Genomic DNA, 16,317 nt, shown 5'->3' with positions numbered 1-16,317 from the left:
CCACGTGCGCGTTCTGGGGATGGAGCGGGCCGGGCGGCCGCGCTCCAATGCCGCTCGATGACCGCAACCCCGATCTTCATCAGCTACCGGCGCGACGACACCGCCGGCTATGCGCGGGCGCTGTACGACGCGCTCGCGGCGCGCTTCGGGGCCGACCGCGTGTTCATGGACGTCGACGACATCGGGGCGGGCCAACCGTTTGCCGAGGTGCTGCGCCAGGCGGTCGACGGCTCCAGCGTGCTGCTGGTGCTGATCGGCCCGCGCTGGCGGGGCGAGCGCGCGGGGCAGCCGGCACGCATCGACGAGGCCGGCGACTTCGTGCGGCTCGAGGTGGCGGCGGCGCTGGCCGGCGGCGCCCGCGTGGTCCCGCTGCTGGTCGACGCCACGCCGATGCCGACCGCGGCGCAACTGCCGCCGGACCTGCAGGCGCTGGCGGGCCGCCATGCGCTCCAGCTCGGCAACGCGCACTTCGCCGCCGACGTCGACCGCCTGGTAGCCGCGCTGCGCGGCGACCTGCCGGCGCCGGCCGTGTCGCGGCGGCGGATCGCGACGGTGTGGCTGGCGATCGGCGCCTTCGCCGTAGGCGCCGCGCTGTGGACCGCGCTCGGACGTCGTGCCGGCGGTCCGTCGCCGGCGGTCAGCGCCGCGGCAGCGGTTCGACCTGCCATCGACGGCGAGTGGGTGGCGCAGGTCCGCTACGACTGGCCGAACGCGGACCATGCCGAACGCTTCTCGTTCGCCGGCAACGCTGATTCGCTGCACGGCAGCGCGTCGTTCCTCGGCGTGCCGCGCGGTGTGCTGGAAGGCCGCGTCACCGCGGACGGGCTGCAGTTCGTCACCCGGACCAGCGAGTTGCCGGGACCGGTGGAGCTCGTGCACCGCTACCGCGCCCGCCTGAGCGGCGCCGAGTTGCGGTTCGTGATGCAGACCGAGGGCGGCAGCTCGGCGCATGGGCCGGTCGAGTTCGTCGCACGCCGCGGGCCGGCATCGGCGGCCGGCGGGCGCTAGTCGCGCGCTAATCGCGCGCGTCGGCGCAGGCCGGCGCGGCCGACGCCGGCCGGGGCTCGGTCAGCGCGACGACGGGCTTGTCGAACGCGCCGCTGACCCTGATCGACCGGTCCAGCGCGAGCAGCGCGGCCTCCTTGCGCTGTGGCGTCAACAGCAGGTCGACCGTGCGCGTGCCGAGATCGACGCTGCCGCCACCGACGATCGCCACGCGTTCGGTCTCGAAGCCCAGGCGCCGCAACCGGCCGCGGCCGTTCTCGAACTCGAGCGCCACGCGTGCGCAGCGCACGCCGACGCGCGACGGGTCCGCCAGCCAGCTCCGCAGCAGCGCGCCGCCGTCGAGCGCGAGCCGCGCGTCGAGCTGCCGCGTGACGCTGCCGCCTTGCAGCGCGGCGGTCAGGGTGCCCGCCAGCGAGCGGGTCAGTGCGGCGACCGAGTCGCCCCGCGCGCGCAGCACCGCATGCCCGTTGACGGCGCCTTGCAAGGCCCCGCGCGCCTTGCCGATGCCGATGGCGAAACGCTCGGCGCGCATGCCGTTGACCCGGGTGTCGAGCGCGAGCGTCCGCGGGCTCGCCGTGGTGTCGAACTGCAGCGAGCCGGCCAGGCGCCCGCCCGCGGCGCCCAGGTCGAACGGCGCCAGCGCGAGCTTGCCGCGGCGCCATTGCGCCTGCACTGTGAGGCTGTCGAGCCACGGCATCGCGGAGCGGGTCAGGCGGGCGGCGTGCCAGGCGATGTCGGCGTCGAACGGTCGCGGCGGCGGGCCGGTGCGCGGCGGCAGCGCGGCCAGGCCGGCCTGGAGCTCGTCGAGCATCAGCGTGGCGCTGCGCAGGTCGGCGCGCAGCAGCGGCACGTCGCCGGCTGCGTCGCGCGTGTCGAGGTGGAGTTCGCCACGCGCATCGCTGCGGCCGACGCGCGCCTGCAGCGCGGTGACGTGGCTGACGTCGCCGGCCTTGTTCAGGTGCGCGGTGCCCGTGATCGGCCAGGCCGGCCAGGGCAGGGCGGGCAGCAGCGGGCGCAGCTTGTCCAGGTGCGGCACGTCGACGCTCAGGTCGAGGTCGAGCGCGGCGAGGTCGCGCACGTCGGTCGCGCTGCCTTCGAGCTGCACCCGACCCGCGCCGGCACGAAGCTGCCCGCGCAACGCGAACGGCTGGCCGGTGTCGGCCATCGTCTGGATCGCGCTCACGTCGACGTCGGCGTCGAACGGCGCGCCGCCGCGCCGGCCTTCGAGGCGCAGGTGCTTGACGAGCGGCAGCGCCGGCGTCGCGGCCAGCGTGACCGGTGCCGGCAGCGGCGTGACGTGCGCCTCGACGTCGAACGCGCTGCCGTGGTCGGCAAAGCGGATGCTGCTGCGTGTCGCGTCGAGCGAGAGCACGCGGATGCGCCCCGGCCCGCGGTCCAGCGGATAGGACAGGCGCCAGTTGCGCAGCTCGTCGGCGCTGCGTTCGAGGTCGATGCGCGCGTCGACCAGCACGGCGCGGTTCACCGTGATGCGCGGGCCGGTGAAGCTCTGCCAGGCGAACTCGAGGCGCAACAGGCCGGCGTCGGCCAGCGGCCGCCCCGGGTCCGCCCACGGGGCGTTCTCGACCTGCAGGCCGCGGAACTCGACCAGCGGATCCAATCCGGACGTGAGGCCGAGGCGCAGGTGGTCGAAATGGATGCTGCGTCCGGCGTGTTGCCGGACGTAGTGCTGGATCAACGGCCGGAACCAGGTCCAGTCGAACGCCACGACCAGCAGCGCGAGCAGCAGCGCCACGACGGCGAGCACGCGCGCGCGGCGTGTGGGGCGGGGCCGGGGGCGCAGCACGGGCGGCGCCGCGACCGGATCGTCCGGCGGCCCAGGCGCCCGCGAGATCGGGTCGAGGGTGGTCTGCACGTTGCCGCGATGTTGCGGGGCCGCTCGACCCGGCGCCCGCGGCGGACGGCGCGCCGGCCTGTAGGAGGAACCCGCTACACGGCAGTGCGCGGCGGCTGCGCGACCGCGCGCAGCGCCAGACCGTCGAGCACCACATCCAGCCAGGCGTCGAACGACCGGTTCAGCGGCTGGCCGGTGCCGTCCTCCCAGCGCAGGATGAACGCGTTGCCGCGCAAGCGGGGCAGGTGGCGGGCGAGCGCCGGGTGGCCGGCTGTCGACAGGGCATCGACGCGCGCGCGGTGCGCCTCGGCCCACGCCCGACCCGCCTGCGGCGGCGCCGTCGCCAGCTCCAGCGTGACGAAGCCGCACATCGCCGCGATGACCACGTTGAACGCGTCGACCAGCGCGACGCCCTCGAAGCCGGCCTCCTCGAGCGCGGCGACGACGTGATCGAGCATGGGCAGATCGAGCGCGCCGTTGCTGAGCAGTTCGCTGCCGACGACCGGCGCGAGCTTCGGGTGGCGGCGCAGCGCGGTGCGGAAGCGCCGCAGCAGCACGCGCAGCCGCTGCGCCCAAGGTCCGCGAGGCAGGCGGCTGCCGACGCCGCGCAGCGCGAGCTCGACGGCGCCGGCGATCAGCGCGTCCCGGTTCGGCACATGCCAGTAGATCGCGGTCGGGTAGACGCCGAGCTGCTGCGCGAGCCCGCGCAGGCCGAACGCAGCGACGCCGTCGCGATCGATCAGCGCCAGCGTCGCGCTCAGGATGCGCTCGCGGCTGAGCGCTTCGGCGCTCACGCGCGCAGCGCGCGATGCGTGTCGGCGAATCCGGCGAACGCGTCGACGAAGCCGTCGATCTGCGCGTCCGACAGCGGCAGCGACAGCGCGATGAAGCCGCGCCGCGCGATGTACCAGCCGTGCTCGATCAGATGGAAGAACAGCAGGTCGCGCACGCGCGGGTCGGCCTGTTGCAGATCGCCGCTGTGGCGCAGCGGCGTTCGGCCCGGGTGCAGGTTCAGCAGCGAGCCGAGGCCGGTGCATTGCATCTCGAGTTGCCGGTCGCGGCAGATCGCGTTGAGCCGTTCGCGCAGTGCGTCGCCGCGCGCGTTCAGCGCCAGGGCCGCTTCGGCGGTGTAGACGGTGCCGAGCCCGGCCGCGCCCGCGGCCATCGTCAGCACGTTGTTGTTGAAGGTGCCGGCATGGGCCAGCGCGTTCGGCCGGCGCGGGTCGAACTGCGCCATCACGTCGGCGCGCCCGCCGAACGCGCCGAACGACATGCCGCCGCCGATGTACTTGCCCAGCGTCGTCAGGTCCGGCGCAATGCCCAGTTGCGCCTGACGCCCGCCGGGGGCCAGCCGCGAGGTCATCACCTCGTCGAAGATCAGCAGCGCTCCGGCTGCGCTCGCGCGCTCGCGCAGCAATTGCAGGAAGGCCGGGTCGCCGGGGATGCAACCGCCCGCGCCCTGCATCGGCTCGACCAGCACGGCGGCGATCTCGGCGCCGTGCGTGTCGAACAGGCGCGCCGCGTCGGCGGCATCGTTGTAGGTGCCGATCAGCCAGTCGTGCGGCACGTTCACCGGCGAGGGGCCGTGCGCGAACGTCAGCACGCCGCCGTGGTAGCCGCCGCGGAACACCAGCACCTTGCGACGCCGGGTGAAGGCGGTCGCGGCGGCCAGCGCCATCAGGTTGGCCTCGGTGCCCGAATTGGTGAAGCGCACCCGCTCGATCGAGGCGAACCGGGCGCACACCAGCTCGGCCAGCCGTGCCTCCAGCAGGTTGTGGCCGGACAGGTTGATGCCGCCGTCGAGCGCCGCGTCGATCGCCTCGCGGATCGACGGGTGCGAGTGGCCGTACAGGCCGGCGGTGAACTCGCCGAGCAGGTCGACGTACTCGTGGCCGTCGGCGTCCCAGAGGCGGCAATCCTGGCCGCGGGCGATCGCGAGCGGGAAGGGCGCGTAGAACAGCACACTGCGGGTGTTGCCGCCGGCAAGCACGTGCTCGGCGGCGGCGTATTGCGCGCGGCTGGCCGGGTTGCGGAGCTGGTAGCGCTCGATGTGCGCGGCGAGTGCCAGTTCGATGGCGTCGGCGTGGGGCATGGCGATCCTGCAGGGTACGGCGGAGCGTTTCATTGTACGGTGTACAGGAAAGCGCCGACACCCGCGCGCGGCGCCGGGATTCTGGCCGACCGGTCTTGAAGCGGGTCATCGCCCGGTGTATACCGTGCTCATGGCCCACCCGCTGCCGCTCGCCCCGGACGTCCGCATCGCGCCGGACTGGCGCGCCGGCGCGTTCGCCGGGTTCGCGGGCGCGACGATGCTGATGGCGGCCGAACTGGCCTGGACCAGCGCGACCGACGAGGCGGGGCCCTGGCGCATCGCACAGCTGGTCGCCGCGCTGGTGCTGGGGTCCGACGTGGCGGCGCCGGATGTGTCAGCGGCCTTCGACCCGCTCGTCGCCGGGGCGGCGCTGCTGGTCCACTTCGGACTCGGCCTGGCGTTCGGGCTGCTGCTGGCGTGGGTCGAGACGCGTGCGTTCCTGCAACAGGAATGGTCGAACGCGTTCTGGGTCGGGCTGATCTTCGGCGGCGCGCTCTACGTGCTCGATTTCCACGCGATGGTCGCGCTGTTCCCGTGGTTCGGCGAGTTGCGCGGTTTGCCCACGCTGATCGCACAGCTGGGCTTCGGGGTCGTCACCGCGCTGCTGTACCGGCAGCTCGCCCGCGAGCCGGCCGAGTTCCCGCGCTAGCTCAGGCGGCGGCGCCGCCGGGCGTCAGCTTGAAGACCGCGACCGTGTCGACCAGCCGCTGCGCCTGGGTGCGCAGGCTCTCCGCGGCCGCGGCACTCTCCTCGACCAGCGCGGCGTTCTGCTGCGTCGTCTGGTCCATCTGCGAGACGGCCTGACCGATCTGCGCGACGCCGCCGCTCTGCTCGGTGCTGGCGGCGCTGATCTCGGCCATGATGTCGGTGACGCGCTTGATCGAGGCCACGACCTCGGTCATGGTCTCGCCGGCCTTGTCGACCAGCGCCGTGCCCTGCTCGACCCGCTCGACGCTCGCCGAGATCAGCGTCTTGATCTCCTTCGCGGCATCGGCGCTGCGCTGCGCCAGGCTGCGCACTTCCGAGGCGACGACCGCGAAGCCGCGGCCCTGCTCGCCGGCGCGTGCCGCCTCGACGGCCGCATTCAGCGCCAGGATGTTGGTCTGGAAGGCGATGCTGTCGATCACGCCGATGATGTCGGCGACCTTCTTCGAGCTGTCGTTGATGCCCTTCATGGTCTGGACGACCTGGCCGACGACCTCGCCGCCCTGGATCGCCACCGTGGACGCGCCCCGGGCCAGTTGGTTGGCCTGGCTCGCGTTCTCGGCGTTCTGGCGCACCGTCGCGCCGAGTTGCTCCATCGACGCGGCGGTTTCCTGCAGCGCCGAGGCCTGCTGCTCGGTGCGGCCGGACAGGTCGTTGTTGCCCTGGGAGATCTGCGCCGAGGCGCTGGCCACGCCCTCGGCGTTGCCGCGCACGTCGCCGACGATGTGCGCCAGCCGGGTCTTCATCTCGTGCAGCGCGCCCAGCAGCAGGCCGGTCTCGTTCTTGCCGTCGGCGCGGAACGTCATCGACAGGTCGCCGCCGGCCACGCCGCGTGCCACCGAGACAGCTTCCGCCAGGGGCCGGGTGACGGAGCGGATGATCCACAGCGCCATCAGCAGCGCGATCACCGCGGCGCTGGCAAGCAGCACGAGGATCGTCACGCGCGCCTGGGCGACGACGCGCTCGACGTCACTGCCGGCCTCGACCATCAGCTTGTCCTGCAGCTGGACCAGGTCCTCGAGCCGGTCCATGTAGGCGACCTGTTTCGGGCGCAGCTCGAGCAGCAGCGCGATCTTGGCCTCCTCGGTGCGGCCGGCCTTCAGCAGCTCGATCACCTTGTCGCGCGGCTTGCGGTACTCGGCGCGCGCGGTGTTCAGGCGGGCGAGGGCCTGCTTGCCGGCGTCGCTGGTGATCGTCTGGGTCAGCCGCTCCATGTTCGCGTTGGTGCGCTTGGAGCTGCCGTCGATGACGTCGAACTGGGCCTTGATGTCGTCCGGGTCGGAGACGACGAACAGGTTGCGCAGCGCCTGCGACACCTCGTTGTTGACGGCCTTGATCTCGCCGGCGATGCGCAGCTTCGGGTAGCGGTCGTTCATGACCGTGCCGAATTCGGAGTGGATCGAGCCGAGGGAGTGAAGCGACGCCGCGCCCAGCAACGCCATCAACGCGGCCACGGCCGAGAAGCCCAGGATCAGGCGGGTACGGATCTTCAGGTCAGCGAGATTCATCGGGAATGGGCCGGGAGAGTTGACGGTTGTTGACGGTCTGTTTCGACCGATCCGCCGCCGACTTGAGCCCCGGTCGGGGCCGTTACCCGCCCCTTTTCACCCCTTCAGCGCTCGACCGTCTTGTTCCACCGCGCATTCCACTCCGGCCGCGACGCGTTGATCGCGTCCCAGTCGAGCGTGATCACGGTCTTCATGTAGCCCTTGAAGCGCTCGACCGTCGCATTGGCATTGGCGTTGGCGGTCGTCGTCTTCTGGTTCGACGGGATCTGGTTGCCGAACTCGAGCGCCGCGGCCTGGGCCTGGGGCGTCAGCAGGAACTCGGCGAGCTTCTGCGCCATCGCCGGGTTGCTGTTGTTCGCGACCACGCACTCGGCCACCATCAGCAGCACCGAGCCTTCTTTCGGCTGCGCGTACTCCATCGGCACGCCGCGCGCCTTCTGCGTGGCGACGGCGGTCGGCGTCAGCGGGAAGATCGCGGCCTCGCCGGTCTGCACCATCTCCGACAGCTTGGCCGAGCTCGGGATGTACTCGAGCACGTTCGGGCCGATGGTCGACGCCCACTTCGTGAAGCCGGGCTCGACGTTGTTGTCCTTGCCGCCCTGGATGCGGTTGAACATCAGAAAGCCGTGCAGCCCGAAGGTGCTGGCCGGCATCGACTGGAACACGACCTTGCCCTTGAACTTGGGGTCGGCCAGGTCCATCCACGAGGTCGGCGCGGCCCACTTCTTCTCGTCGAACATCTTCTTGTTGTAGGCGATGCCGGTCATGCCGACGTTGACGCCGGCCGACATGCCGCCGGCCATGCGCGCGGCAGGGTACAGGTCCTTCAGCACCGGCGAGTCGTCGAGCTTGCTGCACAGGCCCATCTTGACGGCGCGGACCATCACGCCGTCGTCGAGGAACATCACGTTGACCGGCGGCTTCTCCTTGCTGGCCTGGACCTTGGCCAGGATGTCGCTCGAGGTCCCGGGCACGACCACGACCTTGACGCCGTGGATCTTCTCGAAGGCCGGGAACACGTACTTGGTGTACGAGCGCTCCATGTCGCCGCCGTTCATGCCGATGTAGAGCGTCTTGGCGTCCTGCGCGTGCGTGTGCGTCGATACGCCGGCGGCCGCGATCAGCAGCGCGGCGGCGAGGTGTTTGAGGGTGAGGGTCATGTCAGCGCTCCTTGCGGTGTCGTGGGGAAGGCGGGGGAAGCAAAGCGGGTGAGGGCAAACGGGTCCAGGTCGATGGGCGCCTGGCCGCGGTGGACGAGCTCGGCGAGCAACTCGCCGACGGCCGGCCCGGTCTGGAAGCCCGCGCCGCAGAAGCCGAACGCGTGGACCAGGTTCGGCACCCGCGGACTCGGCGAGATGATCGGCTGGTGATCCGGCAGCGAGCCCTCGACGCCGCTCCAGAAGCGGATCACGTGGGCATGCGCGAGCGCGGGGAACAGATCACCCATGCGCTGGCAGAGTTCGCCGATCGCCTTCGCGGTCGGCGCCGCGTACAGGCCGCCGCTGGCCGCGCCGCGGCTGCCGCCCATCACGCAGTTGCCGCGCGCGGTCTGGCGGCCGTAGATGCCGCCGCCTTCGACGCCGACGTTGACGTCGATGAAGCGCGGCACCGGCTCGGTCACGCACATGCCAGGGTGGATGGCCGTCAGCGGCGCGGTGTCGCCGAAGCGCTCGGCCACCGCCAGCGACCACGCGCCGGCGCAGTTCAGCAAGGTGGTGACGCGCACCTCGACTGTGCCGCCGTCGCCGACTGCGAAGCCGCTGCCGGTGTGCGCGATCTCGGTGACCGCGCAGTGTTCGATCACGCGCGCGCCGGCCGCCTGCGCGGCGCGCGCGAAGGCGGGCGACACCAGCCGCGGGTTCGCGTGGCCGTCCTCCGCGCAGAACGAGCCGCCGACGGCCTGATCGCCGACCCACGGGTTGTCACGGCGGAAGGCTTCACCGCTGACCAGTTCGAGCGCCAGCCCGTGGCCGCGTACCGTCTCGGCATAGGCTTCCAGCGCGGCCATGTCGGCCGGCGAGCGGGCCAGCTTCAGGTGGCCGGAGCGCACGTACTCGCCGTCGATGCCGATGTGCTGCCGCAGGTTCTCCCAGATGCGCCGCGCCCGCAGCGCCAGCGGCAGCTGCGAGACCGGCCGCCCCTGCACCCGCACGCCGCCGTAGTTGACGCCACTGGCGGCCGCACCGCACAGGCCGCGTTCGAGCAGCACCACCGACAGCCCGAGCCGGCGCAGGAACAGCGCCGCCGAGCTGCCGACGATGCCGCCGCCGATGATCGCGACGTCGGCACTCAGGCGCTCAGTCATCGCGTTCCTCCGGCGGCACCACGTCGGCGGCGACCGCGTCGCGCAGAAGGTGGATCGGCAGCGGCTTGACGGGTGCCTGGCCGCGCAACCGACCCACGTCGGGCAGCGCGCACCCCGCCGCCTCGGCCAGCAGCCGCGCCGCGGCCGGCGCACACATGCGGCCCTGGCAACGGCCCATGCCGATGCGGGTCAGCGCTTTCAGGCGGTTGATCTCGCGCGTGCCGGTGTCGCGCACGCAGGCGCGCAGCTCGCCGGCGGTGATCTCCTCGCAACGGCAGACGATCAAGTCGTCCGGCGCTTCGGCGGCCCAGCGCTGCGGCAGCGCGAACGCGGTCTCCATGCCGTGGCGGAACGCCACGTGCACGAGGCTTTCGCGCTCCAGCCGCGCGGCTTCATCCATCGACGTCGGTTGCACGGTGTCCTGCAAGGCCGCCAGCGCCGCGCGCGCGCCCGACAACTCGGCCGCGTCCGCGCCTAGCACCGCGGCGCCATCGCCGGCCAGGTAGACCCCGCGCACGCTGCTGCGACCGGCCGCATCGCGCGTCGGCAGCCACGCCTGGTCGAGCGGATCGAACGCGAACGCGCAGCCGGCCAGGTCGGCCAGCTGGGTTTCGGAACGCAGGCCGTGGCCGACACCGATCGCATCGCACGGCACGAGATGCTCGGTGCGCCCGCGCCGCCAGCGCAGCCCGCTGACGCGCCGCTCGCCTTCCGCGCGAAGCAGCGTCACGCCGCCGTGCACCGGCACGCCGGCGAGCCGCAGCCGGGCCAGGAAATACGCGCCCTTCGCGGCCACGGACGAGCGGGCCAGCATCTTCGGCAGCGCCCGCAGCTTGGCGGCGAACGGCGCGGTGTCGAGCACCGCCGCGACCTGCCCGCCATGGCTCGCGTACTGCCACGCGACCAGGTACAGCAGCGGCCCGGTGCCGGCGAACACGACGCGCGGGCCGATCAGGCATGCTTGGTATTTCAGCGCGACCTGCGCTGCGCCGAGCGTGACGACGCCGGGCAGCGTCCAGCCGGGAAACGGCAGCACCCGGTCGGTCGCGCCGGCGGCCAGGATCAGCGCATCGAACGGCACGGCGGAGCTGCGGCCCGCGTTCAACGTCTGAAGAACGCCGGGTTCGACCTGCCAGACGAGGGTGTTCGGGCGGTAGTCGATCTGCGGCAGCAGGGCCTCGAACCGATCGAGCACCGCGCTTGCCCTGTGCGCCTCGAAGCCATACAAATCGGCACGCGCACGCTTGAATTCGGCCGGCGGCTGGCGATAGATCTGCCCGCCGAAGCGCTGCGCCTCGTCGATCACGATCGGCCGCTGGCCCGCGGCGACGAGTTGCTCCGCCGCGCGCATCCCCGCCGGGCCGGCGCCGACGATCACGAACTGCTTCGTCACCGCCGCGCTCCCGACACCAGCCGCATCCCGCCGTCGATCAAGGTGGTGCAGGCCCGCAGGCGCTGACCGTCTTCGGTCGTCACCCAGCAGTCCTGGCATGCACCCATCAGGCAGAAGCCGGCACGCGGCGCGCCGCCGGCTTCACTCACGCGCAATTGCTCGGCCTGGGTGAGGATCGCCGTCAACACCGTGTCGCCGCGCTGTGCGACGCACGGCTTCCCGTCGAGCACGAACTCGACCTCGACCCGGGGCGCCAGCGGCAAGCGGTGCAGCAAGGGGCTCAATGCTGCCCCACCAGGATGCGGTCGAGCCCGTACAGCCGGTCGAGCACGATCATCACCAGCGCCGTCACGCCGACCATCAGCGCCGACACCGCGGCCATCATCGGGTCGATCGATTCGGTCGCGATCATGTACATGCGCACCGGCAGCGTCACGGTCTGCGGCGAGGTGATGAAGATCGACATCGTGACCTCGTCGAAGCTGTTGATGAACGCGAGCATCCAGCCGCCGGTGATGCCGGGCAGCATCAGCGGCAGCGTGATCCGGCGGAACACGGTGAGGTGGCTCGCGCCGAGCGACAGCGCCGCCTGCTCGGCGCTGCGGTCCAGCCCGGCCAGCGCCGCGACGACCAGGCGCAGCGCATACGGCGTGACGATCACGACGTGGGCGAGCGTCAGCCACAGCGACGAGCCGCGCGCGCCGAACAGCGCGAACAGCCGCAGCATCGCGACGCCCAGCACCAGGTGCGGCACGATCAGCGGCGACAGCAGCAACCCGTTGAGTGCCTGTCTGCCTGGGAAGTCGTGACGCGCGATCGCGATGCCCGCGGGCACCGCGAACAGCACCGCGACCGTGGCCGCCGCGGTCGCCACACCCAGGCTGTTCCAGAACGACTGCATCAGGTCGGAGTGCTCGAACACCGCGCGGAACCAGCGCAGCGAGTACGTCCCCCACGGGATCGACAGCGTGTTCTCGGGCGTGAACGCGACCAGGCAGACGATCACCAGCGGCGCGAGCATGAACACCGTGACGACGGTGTGGAAGAGCAGGGCGATCGGGCCGGTCTTGCGCATTGCTCAGCCCATCCGCTTCTTGTACGCGCCTTCGAGCACGGCGTTGTAGCTGAGCATGACCGCGAGGTTGATCAGCAGAAGCGCGAGCGCCACGGCGGCGCCGAGCGGCCAGTTCAGCTCGTGCAGGTACTCGTCGTAGATCACGGTCGCGACCATCTTCAGGCGGCGTCCGCCGAGCAGCCCGGGGATGGCCAGCGCGCTCGCGCTGAGGCCGAACACGATCAGGCTGCCCGACAGCACGCCTGGCGTGATCTGCGGCAGCACGATGCGCCGCATCACGGTGAACTGCGAGGCGTTCAGCGACAGCGCGGCGTTCTCGACCATCGGGTCAAGCTTCTGCAGCGAGGTCCACACCGGGATCACCATGAACGGCAGCATCACGTGGACCAGCGCGACGACCACCGCGGTCGGCGTGTAGAGCATCCGCACCCGGCCGATGCCGAGCCACTCGAACACCTGGTTGACGATGCCGTTCGGCCCGAGCAGCAGGCTCCAGCCGAACGCGCGCACCACCACCGAGACCAGCAGCGGCGCGAGGATCACGAGCAGGAAGATCGAGCGCCACGGGCTGGCCATGCGGCTCAGGATGTAGGCCTCGGGCGCGCCGACCAGCACGCAGATCAGCGTCGTCAGCGCGGCGATCCAGCCGGTGCGGAAGAAGATCTCGTAGTAGTACGAATCGCCGAGCACGTGCGCGTACGCGGCGAGCGTGAAGCCGCCCTGGGCGCCGCGTTCGGCGTCGTAGACCTGGAACGACAGCAGCGCCGTCAGCACGAGCGGCAGCAGCACCATCAGGCTGAACAGCGCCAGCGACGGCAGGCTCAGCAGGTAGGGCGTCCAGCGGGATTTCATGCCGCGGCCTTCGCGGCGCTCGGGGCCACCAGTCTGGCCACATCGCGCGCCCAGGCGAGATGCACGACCGCGTGCTCGGGCAGCGGCGCGCTGCCGTCGTTCGCGCAGCTGACCTCGAGCTCGCCGAGCGCGGTGCTGACGCGGTACAGCCATTGGCTGCCGAGGAAGAAGCGCTCCTCGATCCGCGCCTCGACGGTGCCGTCGGCCTCGGCGGTGAAGAACAGCTTCTCCGGCCGCAGGCAGACGGTGACCGCCGCGCCGCTGGCGAACTCGCCGCCATCGACCTCCACCCGCTGGCCTTGCGCCAGCACCACCTCGGTGCCGCTCGCACCGCGCGCGACCGTGCCCGGCAGCAGGTTGGTCTTGCCGACGAAGCTCGAGATGAACTCGGTCCGCGGGTGTTCGTAGAGGCGATAGGGCGCGTCGATCTGGGTCGCGCGGCCGGCCTCCATCACGACCACGCGGTCGCTGATCGAAAGCGCCTCGGCCTGATCGTGCGTGACCATGATCGTGGTCGTGCCGACCTTGCGCTGGATGCGGCGAAGTTCGAACTGCATCTCCTCGCGCAACTTGGCATCGAGGTTGGACAGCGGCTCGTCGAGCAGCAGGACCGGCGGCGCGATCACCAGCGCGCGCGCGATCGCGACCCGCTGGCGCTGGCCGCCGGACAGCTCGCGCGGGTAGCGGGCGGCGTGCGCGTCGAGGTGCACGAGCTTGAGCATCTCGGTAATGCGCAGGTCGCGTTCGTGCTTCGCGACCTGCCGCATCTCGAGGCCGAAGCTGACGTTCTCGGCCACCGTCATGTGCGGGAACAGCGCATAGCTCTGGAACACGATGCCGAGACCGCGCTGGTTCACCGGCAGGTTCGTGATGTCGTGCCCGTCGAGCCGCATGCGGCCGCGTGTGACCGGGATCAGCCCGGCGATCGCCTGCAGCGTGGTCGTCTTGCCGCATCCCGACGGGCCGAGCAGCGAGATGAACTCGCCGCGCTCGACGGTCAGGTTCATGTCGATCAGCGCACCGAAGTCACCGTAGTACTTCGAGACGCCTTCGAGGATCAGAAACGACATGGGCAGGCTCCCGGGGCGGTTCAGTGTCGTACGCGCCCATTCGGTGCGTCATCAATGAAAACCCGATAGATAGAACAAGATTCATGCCTGTTCCGTTGGGTGAAAAAAATGGCTAGGATGCAGATCATGAAATCCGATGATCGAAATTCCCCCGCAGACGACAAGGCGATCTCCAGCCTCCACCGGGCCGTCGAGATCCTGCGTGCGCTGGCCGCGAATGCCGAGGCGGGCATGCGGGTCAGCGAGCTGTGCGCGCAGCTCGGGCAGACCCAGGCCACCACCCACCGGCTGCTGCAGCAGCTGATCGACGAGGGCCTGGTCGAGCAGGCGGTGCCCGGCAAGCGCTACCGGCTCGCGATCGATTTCTTCGCGCTCGCGGCCCGCGCCGGCGACAGCGGCGGCCTGCGCGCGCTGTGCCGCCCCGCGCTGCTGCGGCTCGGCGCGTCGCTGGGCGACAGCGTGTTCCTGCTCGTGCGCAGCGGCTTCGATGCCGTCTGCCTCGACCGCTGGGAAGGGCCGTTCCCGATCCGCTCGTTCACCGGCGACATCGGCGGGCGCGTGCCGCTCGGCGTCGGGCAGGGCGCGCTGACGATCCTGGCCCACCTGCCGCCGGCCGAGCAAGACGAGGTGATGCGCTACAACGTGCCGCGCATCCGCCCGATGGGAGCGTTCGACGAGGTGTTCCTGCGCACCGAGGGCGCGAAGGTGCGTGCGCAGGGCTATTCGAACACCAACTCCGGGCTGCTCGAAGGCATGGCCGGCGCTGCGGTACCGGTGTTCGACCGCAACGGGCGGGTCGTCGCGGCGCTCAGCGTCGGCACGCTGACGAACCGCTTGAACGCGGAGCGGTTGCCGGTCGTGATCGAGCTGCTCCAGCGCGAGGCCAAGGCGCTGTCGGCGCAGATCAACCCGTTCGACGCGGCCTTGCGTCGGCCGTCGGACAGCCTGCGGCTGGACGGCCCGACCCGCGCCCCCTGAAGGCCCGCTAGGCCCCGGCGACGCGGCCCAGCCACTCCCGCACGATATGGCGCACGTCGGTCAGCCCCTTCGACGACGGCATCCAGTTCAGCACCGGCAGTTCGGTGCCGCGCGCCAGGCCCATCGGCGCCGGCTCGATGCGGATGTCCGGCCCGGCCGCGTTGCGGAACGCGCGCAGCGCGCGCGGCATGTGCCAGCCGTGGGTCACCAGCACGATGTGGCGGATGCCGGCCGGCCGCAGCAGCGCGACGGTGCGGTCGGCGTTTTCGCGCGTGTCGCGCGACTGGTCCTCGACCCACTTGAGCGGGCGGCCGAACTCGCCGGCGGCGATCGTTGCGGCGATGCGGGCTTCGGGCATCGCATCGGGCTGGGCCCAGCCGACACCGCCGCTGAACGCGACCGGCAGCCCGGTCTGGCGCCCGAGCCAGACGCCGTAGCGCAGTCGTTCGAGCGACGCGTAGGCGAGGTTGCCGGTGCCGTATTCGGGCGCGAGCGGCTCGAGCCCGCCGCCGAGCACGACGATCGCGGTCGACGGGTTCGACGGCGCGCGCAGCGCCTGCACGCGGGCGGCGCTCAGTGCGGCCGGGGGCTGCAGCAGCGTTTGTGACAGCCATTGCGCCGCGCCGACGCAGCCGCTGAGCCAGACCAGCACCGCGCCCAGCAGCACCACCGACCAGCCCAGCCCGCGCCGCGGCAGGATCAGCCGCGCACCGACCAGCATCATCAGCAGGAACGGCACCGGCGGCAGCAGCAGCGCCGTGACGACCGGCTTCCAGGCAGTGATGTCGAGCAGGGCGAAGAGGCTGTTCACGGTGTGGAAGTCGGCAGGAGGGTGCGGCGGCCCGGGATTGTGCAGCAGGGTCTTGCGGCATTTGGCGCATCATCCGGCGCTGATCGACCACGAGGATGCCGATGAACGAGAAGTCCGCCCAACTGCGCGAGCGACTGATCCGCAACCACCACACGATCGAGAAGCACCGCGAACTGCGCGCGCCGTTCTACGACACGCTGTGCGCGCGCCTGGGCACCGGCACCGCGGCCGTCAAGATCGGCATCAGCGTCGACACGCTCGCGCCGGGAATGCGCGGCTGCCCTTACCACTTCCACTATGCGCAGGAGGAGGCGTTCGTCGTGCTCGACGGCGAAGGCAGCCTGCGGGTCGCGGGCGAGATCCTCCCGCTCGTCGCCGGCGACGTGGTGTTCATCCCGCCCGGGCCGGACTACCCGCACCAGATCGTCAACACCTCCGCGGGGCCGCTGACCTACCTGTCGATCAGCACGCGCGAGAGCCCCGAGGTGGTCGAGTACCCGGATTCGGGCAAGTACCTGGCGATGGCGCGCGGTACGCGCGAGGGCGTCGCCCATTCATTCGATCACGTTCACCGCGCGGCCGACGAGCTGGACTACTGGGATGGCGAGCCCTGAGGCGTCGTGTTGTGACACGATGGCGCCCTCGGCAAGCGGCCGGTGATGCAGGAGGTG

At 71.5% G+C, this 16,317-nt stretch carries 16 protein-coding genes; 4 read left to right on the top strand and 12 right to left on the bottom strand.

What is annotated here, in order from left to right:
- The first annotated feature begins 57 nt into the window (after positions 1 to 57).
- Positions 58 to 1,008, top strand: a complete 951-nt coding sequence (locus ASC76_RS05660; protein WP_056463791.1) for a toll/interleukin-1 receptor domain-containing protein — start codon at positions 58 to 60, stop codon at positions 1,006 to 1,008.
- A gap of 7 nt (positions 1,009 to 1,015) precedes the next feature.
- On the opposite strand, the gene ASC76_RS05655 is transcribed toward ASC76_RS05660, so the two are convergent.
- The 3 genes from ASC76_RS05655 to ASC76_RS05645 all read right to left on the bottom strand — a co-directional run bounded on the left by ASC76_RS05655 (position 1,016) and on the right by ASC76_RS05645 (position 4,949).
- A complete protein-coding gene (locus tag ASC76_RS05655; protein WP_056463789.1) occupies positions 1,016 to 2,878 on the bottom strand; it encodes an AsmA family protein in 1,863 nt (620 codons plus the stop codon).
- Between the two features lie 74 nt (positions 2,879 to 2,952).
- Positions 2,953 to 3,651 carry a TetR/AcrR family transcriptional regulator gene (locus tag ASC76_RS05650; RefSeq protein WP_056463786.1) on the bottom strand — a complete coding sequence of 233 codons (699 nt, stop codon included), beginning with the start codon at positions 3,649 to 3,651 and terminating at the stop codon, positions 2,953 to 2,955.
- The gene (locus tag ASC76_RS05645; protein ID WP_056463783.1) at positions 3,648 to 4,949 is read right to left on the bottom strand and encodes an aspartate aminotransferase family protein; all 1,302 of its coding nucleotides are present in this window, start codon (positions 4,947 to 4,949) and stop codon (positions 3,648 to 3,650) included. Before ASC76_RS05645 ends, ASC76_RS05650 begins: the two co-directional genes overlap by 4 nt.
- Before the next feature lie 130 nt (positions 4,950 to 5,079).
- Between ASC76_RS05645 and ASC76_RS05640 the strand changes: the two genes are divergently transcribed.
- On the top strand, positions 5,080 to 5,598 hold the full coding sequence (locus tag ASC76_RS05640; protein WP_056463781.1) for a hypothetical protein: 519 nt from the start codon (positions 5,080 to 5,082) through the stop codon (positions 5,596 to 5,598).
- 1 nt (position 5,599) lies between these two features.
- Here ASC76_RS05640 and ASC76_RS05635 read toward each other — a convergent pair whose 3' ends face one another.
- From ASC76_RS05635 to ASC76_RS05600, 8 genes are all read right to left on the bottom strand, one after another.
- Positions 5,600 to 7,162, bottom strand: coding sequence for a methyl-accepting chemotaxis protein (locus ASC76_RS05635; RefSeq protein WP_056463779.1), 1,563 nt, complete (start codon positions 7,160 to 7,162; stop codon positions 5,600 to 5,602).
- Between the two features lie 104 nt (positions 7,163 to 7,266).
- On the bottom strand, positions 7,267 to 8,322 hold the full coding sequence (locus ASC76_RS05630) for an ABC transporter substrate-binding protein (RefSeq protein WP_056463774.1): 1,056 nt from the start codon (positions 8,320 to 8,322) through the stop codon (positions 7,267 to 7,269).
- Positions 8,319 to 9,467 (bottom strand): FAD-binding oxidoreductase, encoded by a 1,149-nt coding sequence (locus tag ASC76_RS05625; RefSeq protein ID WP_056463772.1) that lies wholly within the window; start codon positions 9,465 to 9,467, stop codon positions 8,319 to 8,321. Before ASC76_RS05625 ends, ASC76_RS05630 begins: the two co-directional genes overlap by 4 nt.
- On the bottom strand, positions 9,460 to 10,860 hold the full coding sequence (locus ASC76_RS05620; protein ID WP_256364447.1) for an NAD(P)/FAD-dependent oxidoreductase: 1,401 nt from the start codon (positions 10,858 to 10,860) through the stop codon (positions 9,460 to 9,462). Before ASC76_RS05620 ends, ASC76_RS05625 begins: the two co-directional genes overlap by 8 nt.
- Positions 10,857 to 11,135, bottom strand: coding sequence for a (2Fe-2S)-binding protein (locus tag ASC76_RS05615; RefSeq protein ID WP_235580363.1), 279 nt, complete (start codon positions 11,133 to 11,135; stop codon positions 10,857 to 10,859). Before ASC76_RS05615 ends, ASC76_RS05620 begins: the two co-directional genes overlap by 4 nt.
- Positions 11,136 to 11,140: 5 nt before the next feature.
- Entirely contained in the window at positions 11,141 to 11,935 is a 795-nt protein-coding gene (locus tag ASC76_RS05610; RefSeq protein ID WP_056463764.1) for an ABC transporter permease, read from the bottom strand.
- A 3-nt stretch (positions 11,936 to 11,938) separates the two neighbouring features.
- Complete coding sequence (locus tag ASC76_RS05605) at positions 11,939 to 12,787, bottom strand: ABC transporter permease (protein WP_056463761.1); 849 nt, start codon at positions 12,785 to 12,787, stop codon at positions 11,939 to 11,941.
- Positions 12,784 to 13,857, bottom strand: a complete 1,074-nt coding sequence (locus ASC76_RS05600; RefSeq protein ID WP_056463758.1) for an ABC transporter ATP-binding protein — start codon at positions 13,855 to 13,857, stop codon at positions 12,784 to 12,786. The genes ASC76_RS05605 and ASC76_RS05600 overlap by 4 nt, the downstream gene beginning before the upstream one ends.
- Before the next feature lie 126 nt (positions 13,858 to 13,983).
- Between ASC76_RS05600 and ASC76_RS05595 the strand changes: the two genes are divergently transcribed.
- Positions 13,984 to 14,835: an IclR family transcriptional regulator gene (locus tag ASC76_RS05595; protein ID WP_056466926.1), complete on the top strand. Its 852-nt coding sequence runs from the start codon at positions 13,984 to 13,986 to the stop codon at positions 14,833 to 14,835.
- Positions 14,836 to 14,842: 7 nt separating this feature from the next.
- Here the strand turns inward: ASC76_RS05595 and ASC76_RS05590 are convergent, their stop codons facing one another.
- Positions 14,843 to 15,646: a YdcF family protein gene (locus tag ASC76_RS05590; protein ID WP_056463755.1), complete on the bottom strand. Its 804-nt coding sequence runs from the start codon at positions 15,644 to 15,646 to the stop codon at positions 14,843 to 14,845.
- Positions 15,647 to 15,747: 101 nt separating this feature from the next.
- Between ASC76_RS05590 and ASC76_RS05585 the strand changes: the two genes are divergently transcribed.
- Positions 15,748 to 16,260, top strand: coding sequence for a cupin domain-containing protein (locus ASC76_RS05585; protein WP_056466923.1), 513 nt, complete (start codon positions 15,748 to 15,750; stop codon positions 16,258 to 16,260).
- Positions 16,261 to 16,317 lie beyond the last annotated feature (57 nt).

It is taken from the genome of Rhizobacter sp. Root404, from assembly GCF_001425865.1.
Lineage (GTDB): Bacteria > Pseudomonadota > Gammaproteobacteria > Burkholderiales > Burkholderiaceae_C > LMDS01.
This window is presented reverse-complemented; position numbering and strand designations above follow the sequence as displayed.

Coding starts and splice junctions, on each gene's coding strand:
- ASC76_RS05600 (WP_056463758.1), bottom strand. CDS start 13,857: ATGTCGTTTCTGATCCTCGAAGGCGTCTCGAAGTACTACGGTGACTTC.
- ASC76_RS05610 (WP_056463764.1), bottom strand. CDS start 11,935: ATGCGCAAGACCGGCCCGATCGCCCTGCTCTTCCACACCGTCGTCACG.
- ASC76_RS05640 (WP_056463781.1), top strand. CDS start 5,080: ATGGCCCACCCGCTGCCGCTCGCCCCGGACGTCCGCATCGCGCCGGAC.
- ASC76_RS05635 (WP_056463779.1), bottom strand. CDS start 7,162: ATGAATCTCGCTGACCTGAAGATCCGTACCCGCCTGATCCTGGGCTTC.
- ASC76_RS05660 (WP_056463791.1), top strand. CDS start 58: ATGACCGCAACCCCGATCTTCATCAGCTACCGGCGCGACGACACCGCC.
- ASC76_RS05630 (WP_056463774.1), bottom strand. CDS start 8,322: ATGACCCTCACCCTCAAACACCTCGCCGCCGCGCTGCTGATCGCGGCC.
- ASC76_RS05585 (WP_056466923.1), top strand. CDS start 15,748: ATGAACGAGAAGTCCGCCCAACTGCGCGAGCGACTGATCCGCAACCAC.
- ASC76_RS05645 (WP_056463783.1), bottom strand. CDS start 4,949: ATGCCCCACGCCGACGCCATCGAACTGGCACTCGCCGCGCACATCGAG.
- ASC76_RS05595 (WP_056466926.1), top strand. CDS start 13,984: ATGAAATCCGATGATCGAAATTCCCCCGCAGACGACAAGGCGATCTCC.
- ASC76_RS05625 (WP_056463772.1), bottom strand. CDS start 9,467: ATGACTGAGCGCCTGAGTGCCGACGTCGCGATCATCGGCGGCGGCATC.
- ASC76_RS05605 (WP_056463761.1), bottom strand. CDS start 12,787: ATGAAATCCCGCTGGACGCCCTACCTGCTGAGCCTGCCGTCGCTGGCG.